The sequence below is a fragment of the Micrococcus sp. APC 4021 genome, assembly GCF_030407635.1.
GTDB lineage: Bacteria > Actinomycetota > Actinomycetes > Actinomycetales > Micrococcaceae > Micrococcus > Micrococcus luteus.
In genome coordinates, this window is the sequence record NZ_JASDCZ010000006.1 from 1 (window position 1) to 13,180 (window position 13,180).

Below are 13,180 nucleotides of genomic sequence, written 5' to 3' on the forward strand. Positions count from 1 at the left end.
CGCCCCCGCCCTCCCGTTCCTGGACGCGCCGCAGCGTGCTGGGCGGCACGGGCCTGGCGATCGCCGCCGGCGTGGCCGGCTGCGGGCGTGATGAGCAGGCCGAGCAGAGCTCGGAGGGCGACGAGCAGGCCACCCGTCTGCCCGCCCCGGACATCATCACCACCGCGCAGTGGGGCGCCATGCAGCCCAACTACTACCTGCAGACCCTGAACGAGCGCCCCTCCTACCTGGTGATCCACCACACCACCACGCCGAACGTCACGGACGGCTCCCGGGAGGCGGCGGAGAGCATCGCGCAGGTGGTCCAGAACGCGCACATGAGCCCCGCGAACGACTGGGGCGACACCGGGCAGCACTTCACCGTCTCCCGCGGCGGCTTCGCGATGGAGGGCCGCCACGGCTCCCGGCACGCGCTCGAGGGCGGACAGACGTTCATGCTCGGCGTCCACGCGCTCGGGTTCAACGCGTATGCGCTCGGCATCGAGTGCGAGGGGCTGTACATGCTGAACCCGCCGCCGCAGAGCCTCTACGCCGGCCTGGTGCCGCTCGTCGCCTACATCTGCCAGCAGTACGAGCTGCCGCCGTCCCGCATCATCGGCCACCGCGACGTCACCGCCACCAGCTGCTGCGGCGACGCGTTCTACGCCAAGCTGCCGATCCTGCGCGAGGACGTCCGCCTCTCCCTGGCCTCGGGCGAGTACCACGTCTCGGAGGGCTTCGGGGCGGACAACCTCTTCGACGACGCACACGTCACCCCGGAGTACGTGGAGGAGGAGCGCGGCTGAACCCGCCCCCGCTCCCCACGACGGCGCCCCTCACCGGACGGTGAGGGGCGCCGTCGTGCGCGGCCCGGTCAGCGCACGCGCGGGAACGATCCGCCGGAGACCTCGCCGTACTCGGCCAGCTCGTTGGCCGGGCCGCAGATCTGCGGGTCGGGGCGGTGGACGATGCGCTCGTCCTTGTCCGGGTAGGGCAGCGTGTGCAGCACATGGCGGATGGCCTCGAGGCGGGCGCGCTTCTTGTCGTTCGACTTCACGACGGTCCACGGGGCGTCGGCCGTGTGCGTGTAGAAGAACATGGCCTCCTTCGCGTTCGTGTAGTCGTCCCACTTGTCCAGGGAGGCCAGGTCGGTGGGCGAGAGCTTCCAGCGACGCACGGGGTCGGTCTCCCGCGCGGCGAAGCGATTGAGCTGCTCACGCTGGGACACGGAGAACCAGAACTTGATGATGTGCACGCCGGAGTTGACGAGCATGCGCTCCAGCTCAGGGGTCTCGCGCATGAACTCGAGGTGCTGGATGTAACGCTGGAAGTACCACTGCGAGGCCTCCTCCTCCGTGGGCTTCTCCAGGGCCACGGTCCGGGCGCCGCGGGGGTTGAGGTGCTCGTTGAAGCGCTTGATGGCGCCGCCCTTGCCGGCGGCGTCGCGGCCCTCGAAGATGATCAGGACCTTCTGGCCGGTCTCCTTGACCCAGAGCTGCATCTTCAGCAGCTCGATCTGCAGCTCGCGCTTGCGTCGCTCGTAGCTCTTGCGGCTGAGCTTGGTCTTGTACGGGTAGCCCTCACGCCAGGCCTGCGGGTCCGGGGTGGGGGTCTTCTTCTCCCCGCCGAGCTTGCGGCCCAGCTCTCGGATCTCGTCCACCTCGGCGGCGTAGTCACGGGTCACGGCGAAGGGGGCCTGCGCGGCGTGCTCCGCGCCGTGCTCGCCACGGGTGCGGGGGTCGGGCGTAGGACTCGTGTTCTCGGCCACGGCGGCTCCTGAGGGTGTCTTCGATCGGACCGCGCACCGGACGGGCGAGCGGCCCGTCATGGCGTCGTCGCCATGCGCCTTCATATTACCCCTGGGTCAGGTGCCGCCGGCCCACGGAGACGGCGGACGCCCCGCCCCGCTCGTGAGGAGCGGGACGGGGCGTCGGCGGGGGCACGGTGGGGACACCGTGCGGCGCAGGATCAGCGCTTCGAGAACTGCGAGGCCTTGCGGGCCTTCTTGAGGCCGGCCTTCTTGCGCTCGATGACGCGGGCGTCGCGGGTCAGGAAGCCGGCCTTCTTGAGCGCCGGGCGGTTGTGCTCGCGGTCGATCTCGTTGAGGGCGCGGGAGATGCCCAGGCGCAGCGCACCGGCCTGGCCGGAGGGGCCGCCGCCGTGGATGCGGGCGATCACGTCGTAGGCGCCGGTCAGCTCCAACAGCGTGAAGGGGTCGGAGACCTCCTGCTGGTGCAGCTTGTTCGGGAAGTAGTTCTCCAGGGCGCGGCCGTTGATGGTCCACTGGCCGGAGCCGGGGACGAGGCGCACGCGGGCCACGGCCTCCTTGCGGCGGCCGACGGCGGAGCCGGGCACGGTCAGGGCCGGGCGCTCGGAGGCGACGGGGGCCTCGGCGGCGGCGGTGGACTCAGAGGTGTAGCTCGTCAGCTCCACGTCGTCGTTCTCGTTGATGCTCATGGTTCTCCTCAGGGAAGGTCTGCGTCAGTGGCCCGCCGGGGTCACTGGGCGACCTGGCCGATCTCGAAGGTCTGGGGCTGCTGGGCGGTGTGCGGGTGCTCGGCGCCCTTGTACACCTTCAGCTTGGAGAGCTGCTGGGCGGCCAGCGAGTTCTTCGGGAGCATGCCCTTGACGGCCTTCTCCACGGCGCGGACCGGGTTGGTCTCGAGCAGCTCGGCGTAGGACTGCGACTTCAGGCCGCCCGGGTAGCCCGAGTGGCGGTAGGCGCGCTTCTTCTCGAGCTTGGCGCCGGTGAGGGCGACCTTCTCGGCGTTCACGATGATGACGTAGTCGCCCATGTCCATGTGGGGGGCGAACGTCGGCTTGTGCTTGCCGCGCAGGAGGGTGGCGGTGTGGGAGGCCAGGCGGCCGAGGACGACGTCGGTGGCATCGATGATGTGCCACTGACGGTCGGCGTCACCAGGCTTGGGAGAGTACGTACGCACGTTGTCTGCCTTCAGGGTCGGTGGTGGTCCACAGCACCTGCCCGCCGGGTCGTGATTCCGGCGCGCTCGCGCTGTCAGTTCTCCGTGCGCGCCGGTCCCCCAGGTGAGGGCTGGAAGGCGTCCGGGCCCGATGCCCCGGGGGTGCGGCGCGAGCTGAAGGCCATGCAACTGAGCCACTCGCGGCACGACGCATCCGGGTGCGGGCATGCGCAACGTCCACCCATCCTACCGAACGCGGGCCTCGGAGCCAAAAGCCGTCGCCGCGGGCGACCCCGGCTCACAGGGTCCGCTTCGCCCGGGTGCCCTCGGCGCGCCGGCGCAGCTCCGCCGCCTCGTCGGGATAGCCGACGGCGAGCAGCGTCAGCCCCCCGGGCGGGGCGAGGCGCACCTCGGAGTCGCGGGCCGGCCTCGCCACCCGGTGCGCGAGCCAGCCGGGCTCGCGGGCCCCCTCCCCCACCTGCAGTAGCGCCCCGACGATCGCCCGGACCATGTTGTGGCAGAACGCGTCGGCCCGGATCCGGACGCGCACGACGCCGTCCACATCGCGTCGCACCTCCAGGTGCTTCACCTCGCGGATGGTCGTGGCGCCCGCGCGGGGCCGGCAGAAGGACAGGAAGTCGTGCAGTCCGAGGACGGCGTCGGCCTCCAGGGCCATGAGGCGATCGTCCAGGGCAGCGCCGTGCCAGTGGGTGAAGCCCCGCGTGCGCGGATCACGCGCGGCGGGTGCGTCGTCGATCCGATACTCGTACTCGCGCCACAGCGCGCTGAACCGCGCGTCGAAGCCCGCGGGAGCCCGCCGCGCCCCGTGCACGACGACGGCCCCGCCCCACCCGGAGAGCACCCCGCCGAGGCGGCGGGTGAGGGAGGTGGCCGGCTCCAGGCCGGGCCGGCCGCGGGTCAGGCCCGCCCACTCCGTCTCGGTCAGGTCGAGGTGGACGACCTGGCCGCGCGCGTGCACCCCCGCGTCGGTGCGGCCGGCGACCACCGTGCGCACGGGCCGGCGCAGGATCCGCCCGAGCCCCTCCTCCAGAGCGCCCTGGATCGAGTCGAGACCGGGCTGGCGGGCCCAGCCGTGGAAGGCGCCGCCGTCGTAGGCCAGGTCCAGGCGGACCCGCACGGACGCGGGTTCCCCGGGCGCCGGCGGGGCGTCCGGGCGGTGCTGCTCGCTCATGCTGCTCCTCAAGCGGGTCGGGGCGGGGCGGGAGACGGCGAAGGGCCGCCCACCGAGTGGTGGACGGCCCTCGCCGGGGCGTCGTCACGGGGACGGACGCGGACTCACGCGATGGCGTCAGGCCATCTTCTGTGCGGCCTCGCCACCGGCGGGCTCGAAGCCCGCGGCCTTGGCCTCCTCGACGGTGGAGAACCAGACCTCGGCGGTGGTCTGGTCGTACCAGCGCGAGCCGGGGACGTGGTACTTCTTCGAGCTGGCGTTGCCCTTGATGGTGGCCTCGGCCGGAGCCGAGCCGTCCTCGTTGGTGGGCACGGCGCCGTCGATCTCGGCGGCGGTCTCCTGCGACTCGGCCACGGTGACCTCCTCGGTGGCGGCCGGGTCGACGGCCTCCACCGGGGTGGACTCGGCCGGGGCGGCCGGCGCGGATGCGGCGGCCTGCTCGGCCTCACGCACCACGGCCTGCTTGCCGGAGATCGGGTCCATGATCAGCTCGATCACGGCCATGGGCGCGTTGTCGCCCTGGCGGTTGCCGATCTTGGTGATGCGGGTGTAGCCGCCGTTGCGCTCGGCCATCGCGGGGCCGATCACGGTGAACAGCTCGTGCACGACCGCCTTGTTGGTGCGGTTCTTGGCGGCGATGAGACCCTGCACCTTGCGGCGGGCCGGCAGATCGCCCTTCTTGGCGAAGGTGATCAGGCGCTCGGCGTACGGGCGCAGGCGCTTGGCGCGGGTGAGCGTCGTGGTGATCGACTTGTGCTCGAACAGCTGGGCGGACATGTTCGCCAGCATGATGCGCTCGTGGGCCGGGCTGCCGCCCAGACGCGGACCCTTGGTGGGGGTAGGCATGGTGTTTCTCCTCGGGTGGGACCCTTCAGCCGGCTGCGGCGTCGGGTCGAAGATGTCAGGTGGTGCGGAATCGGCTCAGTAGTCCGAGAACGGGTCGTCGTCCATCTGGCGCGCGTGCGCCTGCGGGTCGTAGCCGGCCGGCGAGTCCTTGAGGGACAGGCCCAGCTCCTGGAGCTTCTCCTTGACCTCGTCGATGGACTTCGCGCCGAAGTTGCGGATGTCCATCAGGTCGGCCTCGGAACGGCCCACGAGCTCGCCCACGGTGTGGATGCCCTCGCGCTTGAGGCAGTTGTACGAGCGCACGGTGAGCTCGAGCTCCTCGATCGGCTGGGCCAGGTCGGCGGAGCCCTCGACGACCTCGGGCTCGTCACCCAGGTCGATGCCCTCGGCCTCGACGTTGAGCGAGCGGGCCAGGCCGAACAGCTCGACCAGGGTGGAGCCGGCAGAGGCCACCGCGTCACGCGGCAGCATGTTCTCCTTGGTCTCCACGTCCAGGATCAGACGGTCGAAGTCGGTGCGCTGCTCCACACGGGTGGCCTCGACCTTGAAGGTCACCTTGAGGACCGGCGAGTAGATGGAGTCGACCGGGATGCGGCCGATCTCCGCGTCCGCGGACTTGTTCTGGGCGGCGGTCACGTAGCCGCGACCGCGCTCGATGGTCAGCTCCATGTCGAACTTGCCCTTCGCGTTCAGGGTCGCGATGTGCAGGTCCGGGTTGTGGATCTCGACGCCGGCCGGCGCGGTGATGTCCGCGGCGGTGACGACGCCGGCCCCCTGCTTGCGCAGGTAGGCCACCACGGGCTCGTCGTTCTCCGAGGAGACGGAGAGCTTCTTGATGTTGAGGATGATCTCGGTGACATCCTCCTTGACTCCGTTGACGGTGCTGAACTCGTGCAGCACGCCGTCCACGCGGATGCTGGTCACGGCAGCACCGGGGATCGACGAGAGCAGAGTGCGGCGCAGGGAGTTGCCGAGGGTGTAGCCGAAGCCGGGCTCCAGGGGCTCGATGACGAACCGGGAACGACGGTCGGAGACGACCTCTTCGGTCAGCGTGGGGCGCTGTGCAATGAGCACGGACATTTCCTTTCGGCGAGCGTCCGCCATATGACGCACGCGGTGGGTGGAAACGAGGACGGGGTGGGGGCAGGTCCGCAGACCTGTCCGCGTCCGCCCCGGGCGGGGCGGACGCGGACACAGCGCTCAGGTCAGACGCGGCGGCGCTTCGCCGGGCGAGCGCCGTTGTGGGCCATGGGGGTGACGTCCTGGATGGACCCCACCTCGAGGCCGGCGGCCTGCAGGGAGCGGATGGCGGTCTCGCGGCCCGAGCCCGGACCCTTCACGAAGACGTCCACCTTCTTCATGCCGTGCTCCTGCGCACGCTTGGCGGCCTGCTCGGCGGCCATCTGCGCGGCGTACGGGGTCGACTTGCGCGACCCCTTGAAGCCGACCTCGCCGGACGAGGCCCAGGAGATGACGGCACCCGTGGTGTCCGTGATGGACACGATGGTGTTGTTGAACGTGCTCTTGATGTGGGCCTGGCCCACGGTGATGTTCTTGTTGGCCTTGCGACGCGGCTTGCGGGCAGCCGATGCGCGAGTCTTGGGGGGCATGTGATTCTCCTCCGGGAAAGCTGCTGGTGCTGATGCTGCGGGCGGGGCGTCCGGACGTGGACGCGGTCACCGCCGGTGCAGGATCACTTCTTCTTGCCGGCGACCGTCTTCTTGGGGCCCTTGCGGGTACGGGCGTTGGTCTTCGTGCGCTGGCCGCGCACCGGCAGGCCGCGGCGGTGGCGCAGGCCCTCGTAGGAGCCGATCTCCACCTTGCGACGGATGTCGGCGGCCACCTCGCGGCGGAGGTCGCCCTCCACCTTGTAGCTGCCCTCGATGTGGTCGCGCAGCTGCACCAGCTGCTCGTCGGAGAGGTCCTTCACGCGGATGTTCGGGTCGATGCCCGTGGCGGCGAGGGTCTCCTCAGCGCGGGTCTTGCCCACACCGTAGATGTACGTGAGTGCGATGATCACGCGCTTCTCGCGCGGAATGTCAACGCCTGCAAGACGAGCCATGTGGCCGTCCTCCTGTTCTTCTGCAGCAGGGGTCTGCACCAGGGACGTCCCGCACGACGCGGCACTGGGCCTCGCGGACCCGTCGTCGCGGCGCCGGGGAAGATCCGGCGTGCTCCGCGGCGGGCGTCCGCCGTCGTCGGTCTCCGGCCCCTGCGGCCGGAGGTGGGGGCCCTCCCCTCACGGGGTGGACCGCTGTCCCTGCTGTTCGGCCCGATGGCCGGTGGGTGGTGTGGTCAACGCGACGGCGTCGCTCCCCGGGCTCCCGGGGAGGCGATCAGCCCTGGCGCTGCTTGTGGCGCGGGTTCGAGCAGATCACCAGCACGCGGCCCTTACGGCGCACGACCTGGCACTTGTCACAAATCCGCTTCACGCTCGGCTGAACCTTCACGGCTCTTCCTCCTGCGCTCGCTTGGACGGGGGTTCTTACTTGTATCGGTACACGATCCGACCCCGGTTGAGGTCGTACGGGCTAAGCTCCACCACGACGCGATCCTCGGGGAGGATGCGGATGTAGTGCTGACGCATCTTTCCGGAGATCGTGGCGAGCACGACGTGCTCGTTCTGCAGACGGACCCGGAACATCGCGTTCGGCAATGCCTCCGACACCGTGCCCTCGACCTCGATGACACCTTCCTTCTTAGCCATGTCCTCCACAATCGTCATGCCCCGGGCACGGCCGCGGAGGGCCGGGTGACGGGGCGGGAACGGGTCTGCTCGCCGGCGCACACGAGTGCGCGCACACGAACAACGTTCGATGATACCGCATTCTCGGTCTGAGAACCAGCACAGACGACGACGGCCGCCCGGTCCGCCGGACGGGCGGGACGGACGGCCGACAGCTCGGGCCGCTCACTCCCCCGGCGGGACCGGGACCACGCCGAACCGGGCGAGCTCGGAGGCGCCGCCGTCGGGCGCGGTGAGCACCCACACACCGCCGTCGTGCCGGCAGACCGAGTGCTCCCACTGGCTGGCGCGGGCGCCGTCGAGGGTCACCACGGTCCAGTCGTCCGCGAGCACCTTCGTGTCGATGGAGCCACGCACCAGCATCGGCTCGATGGCGAGCGCCAGACCGGGGCGGATCTTGGGGCCCCGGTGGCCGGTGCGGTAGTTGAACACGTCCGGGGGCAGGTGCATGGCCGAGCCGATGCCGTGCCCCACGTACTCCTCGAGGATGCCGAGCTCCTCGCCCGGCTGCGCCGAGACGAAGTCGTCGATGGCGTCCCCGATGTCCCCGACATGGGTGGCGGACGCGAAGGCCGCGATGCCGACCCAGAGCGCCTCCCGCGTGATCGCCGAGAGGCGCTCGTCGGCCGGGTCCGCGGTGCCGGCCGCGGAGGAGCCCAGGATCACCGTGCGGGCCGAGTCGGCGTGCCAGCCGTCCACGATCGCGCCCCCGTCGACCTTCAGCACGTCGCCGGTCTGCAGGACCCGGTCCCCGGGGATGCCGTGCACGACCTCGTCGTTGACCGAGGTGCAGATCGAGGCCGGGAAGTCGTAGTAGCCCAGGAAGTTGGAGGTCGCACCGCGCTCGGCCAGGACGCCCGCGAACACGGCGTCCAGCTCCGCGGTGGTGACGCCCGGCGCGGCCGCGGTCAGCGTGGCGTCCAGGGCCTCGGACAGGACCACCCCCGCGCGCTGCATGGCCTGCAGCTGGGGGGCGGTCTTGAGCTCGAGCGAGCGGCGGCCGATCACGGGGTCAGGACTCCGCGCCCGGCTGGATCACGGGCAGGGAGCCCGTGGCTGCGCGCACGGAGTACACGGCCTGCAGCAGGCGCTCGGTGACGTCGTCGATCTGCCCGGTGCCGTCCACGCGGGCGACGATGCCGCGCTCCACGTACTCCTGGATGACGGACTCGGTCTCGCGGTGGTACAGGTCCAGGCGGTGCTCGATGACCTCCTGGGTGTCGTCCGCGCGGCCCTCGATCTCGGCACGCTTGAGCAGACGCTCCACGAGCTCCTCGTCGGGCACCTCCAGCTCGACGACGGCGGACAGCGACTGGCCGGACTCGGCGAGCATGGCGTCCAGCGCCTCGACCTGGCCCTTCGTGCGCGGGTAGCCGTCCAGCAGGAAGCCGTGCTCCGCGTCGGCCTGGGCGATGCGGTCCGCGACCATGCGGTTCGTGACCTCATCGGGGACGAAGTCGCCGTTGTCGATGTACTTCTTGGCCTCGACGCCGAGCGGCGTCATCGACTTCACGTTGTGGCGGAAGATGTCACCGGTGGAGATCGGGACGATCCCCAGCTTGTCGGCGATCCGGGCGGCCTGGGTGCCCTTGCCGGAACCGGGAGGGCCCATGAGCAGCATGCGGGTCATCGTGTGTTCCTCACTGTCGATACGGACGGCGTTGCGGGATCGGGTCGGGGCTCAGCGCAGCAGGCCCTCGTAGTGGCGCTGCTCCATCTGTGCGCTGACCTGCTTCACGGTCTGGAGGCCGACGCCCACCATGATGAGGATGGACGTGCCGCCGAGCGGGAAGTTCTGGCTGGTGCCGATCACCGCGAAGGCGATCAGCGGGATCATGGCCACGATACCCAGGTAGAGGGCGCCCACGAGCGTGATGCGGCTGATGACGTACTGCAGGTAACGCTCGGTGGGCCGGCCGGCGCGGACGCCGGGGATGAAGCCGCCGTAGCGCTTCATGTTGTCCGAGATCTCCACCGGGTTGAACGTGATGGACACGTAGAAGTACGTGAAGCCGATGATGAGCAGGAAGTACAGGGCCATGTACACCGGGTGGTCGCCGGGGCCGAAGTACCGGCTCAGCCACGTGATCCACGGGGCCGGCGCACTGCCGTCCTGCGGCGTGTTGAACTGGATGAGGATGCTCGGGAGCATCAGCACGGAGGAGGCGAAGATGACCGGGATGACGTTGGCCATGTTCACCTTGACCGGGATGTAGGTGCTCGACCCGCCCACGGTCCGCGAGCCGATCTGCCGCTTGGCGTACTGGACCGGGATCCGGCGCTGCGACTCCTCCACGAAGACGATGGCCAGCATGGTGAGCAGGCCGATCCCCATGACGATCGCGAACACGCGCCAGCCCTGCGTCTGGACCACCTGGCCGAGGCCGGCCGGAAAGCCCGCCGCGATGGAGGTGAAGATCAGCAGGGACATGCCGTTGCCCACGCCGTTCTCGGTGATCCGCTCGCCGAACCACATGACGATGAGACAGCCGGTGGTCAGGGCGATGACCACGAGCAGCACCGTGAGGATGGAGCCGTCGCGCAGCAGCGGCAGGCTGCATCCGAGCAGGGCCCCGGTGCGGGCCAGCGAGGCCATCGTGGTCGCCTGCAGCAGGGCGAGGGCGAGGGTCAGGTAGCGGGTGTACTGCGTCAGCGTCGCCTGGCCCTGCGGGCCCTCCTGGTGGAGCTGCTCGAAGCGCGGGATCACCACGCGCAGCAGCTGCACGATGATCGACGCCGTGATGTAGGGCATGATGCCGAGCGCGAAGACGGACACCTGCAGGAGCGCCCCGCCCGAGAACATGTTCACGAAGGAGTACAGGCCGCCCTGGGCGTTGCCCGCCGCGAGACACTGCTGCACCGCCGGGTAGTCCACCCCGGGGGCCGGCACGAAGGCGCCCATCCGGTAGACGGCGATGAGCGCGAGCGTGAAGGCGATCTTCCGCAACAGGTCAGGCGTCCGGACGATCCGGGCGATGGCCTTGAGCACGAGTCCTCCTGCGGTGGTCCTGTGGGGCGCGCGCCGGCCGCGGGGCGGGGCACGAGACGGCGGCCACACCGGGGCGGCCGCTGTGCGAGTCTACACGGATGGACCGAGGGCCCTGGTCCGGAGCGGCTGCTCCGGGCCAGGGCCCTCGGTGGATGGGTCGGCGTGTCAGAGGGTCTCGGTGGACCCGCCGGCGGCCTGGATCTTCTCCACGGCGGACGAGGAGAAGGCGTTCGCCTTCACCTGCACGGCCGAGGTGATCTCCCCCGTGCCCAGCACCTTGACGGGCTGACCGCGACGGACGAGGCCCTTGGACACGAGCGCGTCCACGGTGACCTCACCGCCCTCGGGGAAGTGCGCGGAGAGCTTGTCCAGGTTCACGACCTGGTACTCCGTGCGGAACGGGTTCTTGAAGCCGCGGAGCTTCGGCAGACGCATCTGCAGGGGCAGCTGGCCGCCCTCGAAGCCCGCACGGACCTGGTAACGGGCTTTGGTGCCCTTGGTGCCGCGACCGGCGGTCTTGCCCTTCGACGCCTCACCGCGACCCACACGGGTCTTGGCGGTCTTGGCACCGGGGGCCGGACGCAGGTCGTGGACCTTGATGGCGTCGTTGTCAGCCATTGTTGACCTCCTCCACGGACACCAGGTGCGGCACGGTGTTGACCATGCCGACCGTCACCGCGTCGGCCTTGCGGGTGACCTGGTGGCCGATCCGCTTCAGGCCCAGCGAGCGCAGGGTGTCCCGATGGTTCTGCTTGGAGCCCGTGACGCCGCGGGTCTGGGTGATGACCAGGGTGGCGTCCGAGGGCTGGATGTTCTTGCGGGTGGGCTCAAACACGGCTCACGCACCTGCCTTCGCGCTCTTCTGGGCGCGATCGTTCTCCATGGTGCGCAGCATCGCATGGGGGGCGATCTCGTCCAGGGCCTTGCCGCGGCGGGCGGCGACGGCCTGGGGCTCTTCCAGCTTCTTGAGGGCGTCCACGGTGCCGCGCACGATGTTGATCGCGTTCACGGAGCCCATGGACTTGGACAGCACGTCGTGGATGCCGGCGCACTCGAGCACGGCGCGCACCGGACCGCCGGCGATCACGCCGGTACCCGGGGAGGCCGGGCGGAGCAGCACGACGCCGGCGGCGTCCTCACCCTGCACCAGGTGCGGGATGGTGGAGCCGACGCGGGGGACGCGGAAGAAGGACTTCTTGGCCTCCTCCACGGCCTTCTGGATCGCGGCGGGGACCTCCTTCGCCTTGCCGTAGCCGACGCCGACGGTGCCGTCGCCGTCACCCACCACCACGAGGGCGGTGAAGGAGAAGCGGCGGCCGCCCTTGACGACCTTGGAGACGCGGTTGATGCCCACGACGCGCTCGAGGAACTGGTCCTTCTCGTCGTCCTGGGCGCCACGACGGTTGCGGTCGTCGCGACGGCCGCCACGACGATCGCCGTCACGGCCACCGCGGCCGCCGTCGCGACCGCCGCGGCCACCGGTGGCGCGCTCGGTGGTCTGGCTCGCCGAGCCCGACCCGGTCTCGGAGACGGTGGTCTCGGTGCTCTCGGTCACCTGAGTGTCCTTCTGGTTGATGTTCTCGGTCACAGCTGCAGCCCACCCTCTCGCGCACCGTCGGCCACGGCCGCGACGCGCCCGTGGTACTTGTTGCCGCCGCGGTCGAAGACCACGGCCTCGATGCCGGCCGCCTTGGCACGCTCGGCGACGAGCTCGCCCACGCGCTTGGCCTTGGCCGTCTTGTCGCCCTCGAGCGCACGCACGTCGGCCTCCATGGTGGAGGCGTACGCGAGCGTGCGGCTCTGCGTGTCGTCCACGACCTGCACGAACATGTGCCGTGCAGAGCGGTTGACGACGAGGCGGGGACGGACGGTGGTGCCGGAGATCCGCTTGCGCACCCGGAGGTGGCGGCGGGTGCGGGCGTTGAACTTGCCCTTGCCCTTCACCTTCAGAGTAGACATCACTTACCTGCCTTTCCGGCCTTGCGGCGGATCTGCTCGCCCGCGTAGCGCACGCCCTTGCCCTTGTACGGGTCGGGGCGGCGCAGCTTGCGGATGTTGGCGGCGGTCTCGCCGACCTGCTGCTTGTCGATACCGGCGACGGTGACCTTGTTGCCCTCCACCGTGAAGGTGATGCCCTGGGGCGCCTTCACCGGGACGGGGTGGGAGTAGCCCAGGGCGAACTCGAGGTCCTGGCCCTTGGCCTGCACGCGGTAGCCGGTGCCGACGACCTCGAGCTGCTTGGAGAAGCCGTTGGTCACGCCCTCGACCATGTTGCTGATGAGGGTGCGGGTCAGACCGTGCAGGGAACGGGACTCACGCTCGTCGTCGGGGCGGGCCACGGTGACCTGCCCCTCCTCGAGGGTGACCGTGATGGGCGTGGGCAGCGAGTGCTCGAGCTGGCCCTTGGGGCCCTTCACGGAGACGCGGTCGCCGTCGATGGTCACATCGACGCCGGCGGGGATGGTGATCGGGAGACGTCCGATTCGAGACATGTCAGTTCAGCCTTT

At 70.3% G+C, this 13,180-nt stretch carries 19 protein-coding genes; 1 reads left to right on the forward strand and 18 read right to left on the reverse strand.

Annotation, left to right across the window (positions count from 1 at the left end):
• Positions 1 to 785, forward strand: a 785-nt coding sequence (locus QL983_RS01240) for a peptidoglycan recognition family protein (protein WP_290151122.1), incomplete at its 5' end; no start/stop codon positions are given.
• Positions 786 to 853: 68 nt separating this feature from the next.
• Here the strand turns inward: QL983_RS01240 and QL983_RS01245 are convergent.
• From QL983_RS01245 to rplF, 18 genes are all read right to left on the reverse strand, one after another.
• Positions 854 to 1,747: a polyphosphate kinase gene (locus tag QL983_RS01245; protein WP_036317794.1), complete on the reverse strand. Its 894-nt coding sequence runs from the start codon at positions 1,745 to 1,747 to the stop codon at positions 854 to 856.
• Between the two features lie 200 nt (positions 1,748 to 1,947).
• Positions 1,948 to 2,436, reverse strand: a complete 489-nt coding sequence (gene rpsI / locus QL983_RS01250; protein ID WP_036317791.1) for a 30S ribosomal protein S9 — start codon at positions 2,434 to 2,436, stop codon at positions 1,948 to 1,950.
• Positions 2,437 to 2,477: 41 nt separating this feature from the next.
• Complete coding sequence (gene rplM, locus QL983_RS01255) at positions 2,478 to 2,921, reverse strand: 50S ribosomal protein L13 (protein WP_002857519.1); 444 nt, start codon at positions 2,919 to 2,921, stop codon at positions 2,478 to 2,480.
• Between the two features lie 277 nt (positions 2,922 to 3,198).
• Complete coding sequence (locus tag QL983_RS01260; RefSeq protein ID WP_290151123.1) at positions 3,199 to 4,092, reverse strand: tRNA pseudouridine synthase A; 894 nt, start codon at positions 4,090 to 4,092, stop codon at positions 3,199 to 3,201.
• 117 nt (positions 4,093 to 4,209) lie between these two features.
• Positions 4,210 to 4,938, reverse strand: a complete 729-nt coding sequence (rplQ, locus tag QL983_RS01265) for a 50S ribosomal protein L17 (protein WP_115165964.1) — start codon at positions 4,936 to 4,938, stop codon at positions 4,210 to 4,212.
• Positions 4,939 to 5,013: 75 nt separating this feature from the next.
• The gene (locus QL983_RS01270) at positions 5,014 to 6,012 is read right to left on the reverse strand and encodes a DNA-directed RNA polymerase subunit alpha (RefSeq protein WP_044659560.1); all 999 of its coding nucleotides are present in this window, start codon (positions 6,010 to 6,012) and stop codon (positions 5,014 to 5,016) included.
• A gap of 131 nt (positions 6,013 to 6,143) precedes the next feature.
• A complete protein-coding gene (rpsK, locus tag QL983_RS01275; RefSeq protein ID WP_002857513.1) occupies positions 6,144 to 6,548 on the reverse strand; it encodes a 30S ribosomal protein S11 in 405 nt (134 codons plus the stop codon).
• 83 nt (positions 6,549 to 6,631) lie between these two features.
• Complete coding sequence (rpsM, locus tag QL983_RS01280; RefSeq protein WP_017487821.1) at positions 6,632 to 7,000, reverse strand: 30S ribosomal protein S13; 369 nt, start codon at positions 6,998 to 7,000, stop codon at positions 6,632 to 6,634.
• Between the two features lie 274 nt (positions 7,001 to 7,274).
• Positions 7,275 to 7,388 (reverse strand): 50S ribosomal protein L36, encoded by a 114-nt coding sequence (rpmJ, locus tag QL983_RS01285; protein ID WP_002857509.1) that lies wholly within the window; start codon positions 7,386 to 7,388, stop codon positions 7,275 to 7,277.
• A 35-nt stretch (positions 7,389 to 7,423) separates the two neighbouring features.
• Positions 7,424 to 7,645: a translation initiation factor IF-1 gene (gene infA, locus QL983_RS01290; RefSeq protein ID WP_010080397.1), complete on the reverse strand. Its 222-nt coding sequence runs from the start codon at positions 7,643 to 7,645 to the stop codon at positions 7,424 to 7,426.
• 204 nt (positions 7,646 to 7,849) lie between these two features.
• Positions 7,850 to 8,692: a type I methionyl aminopeptidase gene (gene map / locus QL983_RS01295; RefSeq protein ID WP_036317782.1), complete on the reverse strand. Its 843-nt coding sequence runs from the start codon at positions 8,690 to 8,692 to the stop codon at positions 7,850 to 7,852.
• A 4-nt stretch (positions 8,693 to 8,696) separates the two neighbouring features.
• Positions 8,697 to 9,314, reverse strand: coding sequence for an adenylate kinase (locus QL983_RS01300; protein ID WP_036317780.1), 618 nt, complete (start codon positions 9,312 to 9,314; stop codon positions 8,697 to 8,699).
• Between the two features lie 51 nt (positions 9,315 to 9,365).
• Entirely contained in the window at positions 9,366 to 10,673 is a 1,308-nt protein-coding gene (gene secY, locus QL983_RS01305; RefSeq protein WP_036317778.1) for a preprotein translocase subunit SecY, read from the reverse strand.
• A 165-nt stretch (positions 10,674 to 10,838) separates the two neighbouring features.
• Positions 10,839 to 11,291, reverse strand: a complete 453-nt coding sequence (rplO, locus tag QL983_RS01310) for a 50S ribosomal protein L15 (protein ID WP_036317776.1) — start codon at positions 11,289 to 11,291, stop codon at positions 10,839 to 10,841.
• Positions 11,284 to 11,508 (reverse strand): 50S ribosomal protein L30, encoded by a 225-nt coding sequence (gene rpmD / locus QL983_RS01315; protein ID WP_002857502.1) that lies wholly within the window; start codon positions 11,506 to 11,508, stop codon positions 11,284 to 11,286. The genes rplO and rpmD overlap by 8 nt, the downstream gene beginning before the upstream one ends.
• 3 nt (positions 11,509 to 11,511) lie before the next feature.
• On the reverse strand, positions 11,512 to 12,261 hold the full coding sequence (gene rpsE, locus QL983_RS01320; RefSeq protein WP_002857500.1) for a 30S ribosomal protein S5: 750 nt from the start codon (positions 12,259 to 12,261) through the stop codon (positions 11,512 to 11,514).
• Entirely contained in the window at positions 12,258 to 12,632 is a 375-nt protein-coding gene (gene rplR / locus QL983_RS01325; RefSeq protein ID WP_002857498.1) for a 50S ribosomal protein L18, read from the reverse strand. Before rplR ends, rpsE begins: the two co-directional genes overlap by 4 nt.
• Positions 12,632 to 13,165: a 50S ribosomal protein L6 gene (gene rplF, locus QL983_RS01330; RefSeq protein ID WP_036317775.1), complete on the reverse strand. Its 534-nt coding sequence runs from the start codon at positions 13,163 to 13,165 to the stop codon at positions 12,632 to 12,634. Before rplF ends, rplR begins: the two co-directional genes overlap by 1 nt.
• Positions 13,166 to 13,180: the final 15 nt, after the last annotated feature.

What these genes read in the sequence shown, in the direction of transcription:
- rpsI (WP_036317791.1), bottom strand. Translation starts at nt 2,436, where the DNA reads ATGAGCATCAACGAGAACGACGACGTGGAGCTGACGAGCTACACCTCT.
- QL983_RS01260 (WP_290151123.1), bottom strand. Translation starts at nt 4,092, where the DNA reads ATGAGCGAGCAGCACCGCCCGGACGCCCCGCCGGCGCCCGGGGAACCC.
- rplQ (WP_115165964.1), bottom strand. Translation starts at nt 4,938, where the DNA reads ATGCCTACCCCCACCAAGGGTCCGCGTCTGGGCGGCAGCCCGGCCCAC.
- rpsK (WP_002857513.1), bottom strand. Translation starts at nt 6,548, where the DNA reads ATGCCCCCCAAGACTCGCGCATCGGCTGCCCGCAAGCCGCGTCGCAAG.
- rpsM (WP_017487821.1), bottom strand. Translation starts at nt 7,000, where the DNA reads ATGGCTCGTCTTGCAGGCGTTGACATTCCGCGCGAGAAGCGCGTGATC.
- infA (WP_010080397.1), bottom strand. Translation starts at nt 7,645, where the DNA reads ATGGCTAAGAAGGAAGGTGTCATCGAGGTCGAGGGCACGGTGTCGGAG.
- QL983_RS01300 (WP_036317780.1), bottom strand. Translation starts at nt 9,314, where the DNA reads ATGACCCGCATGCTGCTCATGGGCCCTCCCGGTTCCGGCAAGGGCACC.
- rplO (WP_036317776.1), bottom strand. Translation starts at nt 11,291, where the DNA reads ATGGCTGACAACGACGCCATCAAGGTCCACGACCTGCGTCCGGCCCCC.
- rplR (WP_002857498.1), bottom strand. Translation starts at nt 12,632, where the DNA reads ATGTCTACTCTGAAGGTGAAGGGCAAGGGCAAGTTCAACGCCCGCACC.
- rplF (WP_036317775.1), bottom strand. Translation starts at nt 13,165, where the DNA reads ATGTCTCGAATCGGACGTCTCCCGATCACCATCCCCGCCGGCGTCGAT.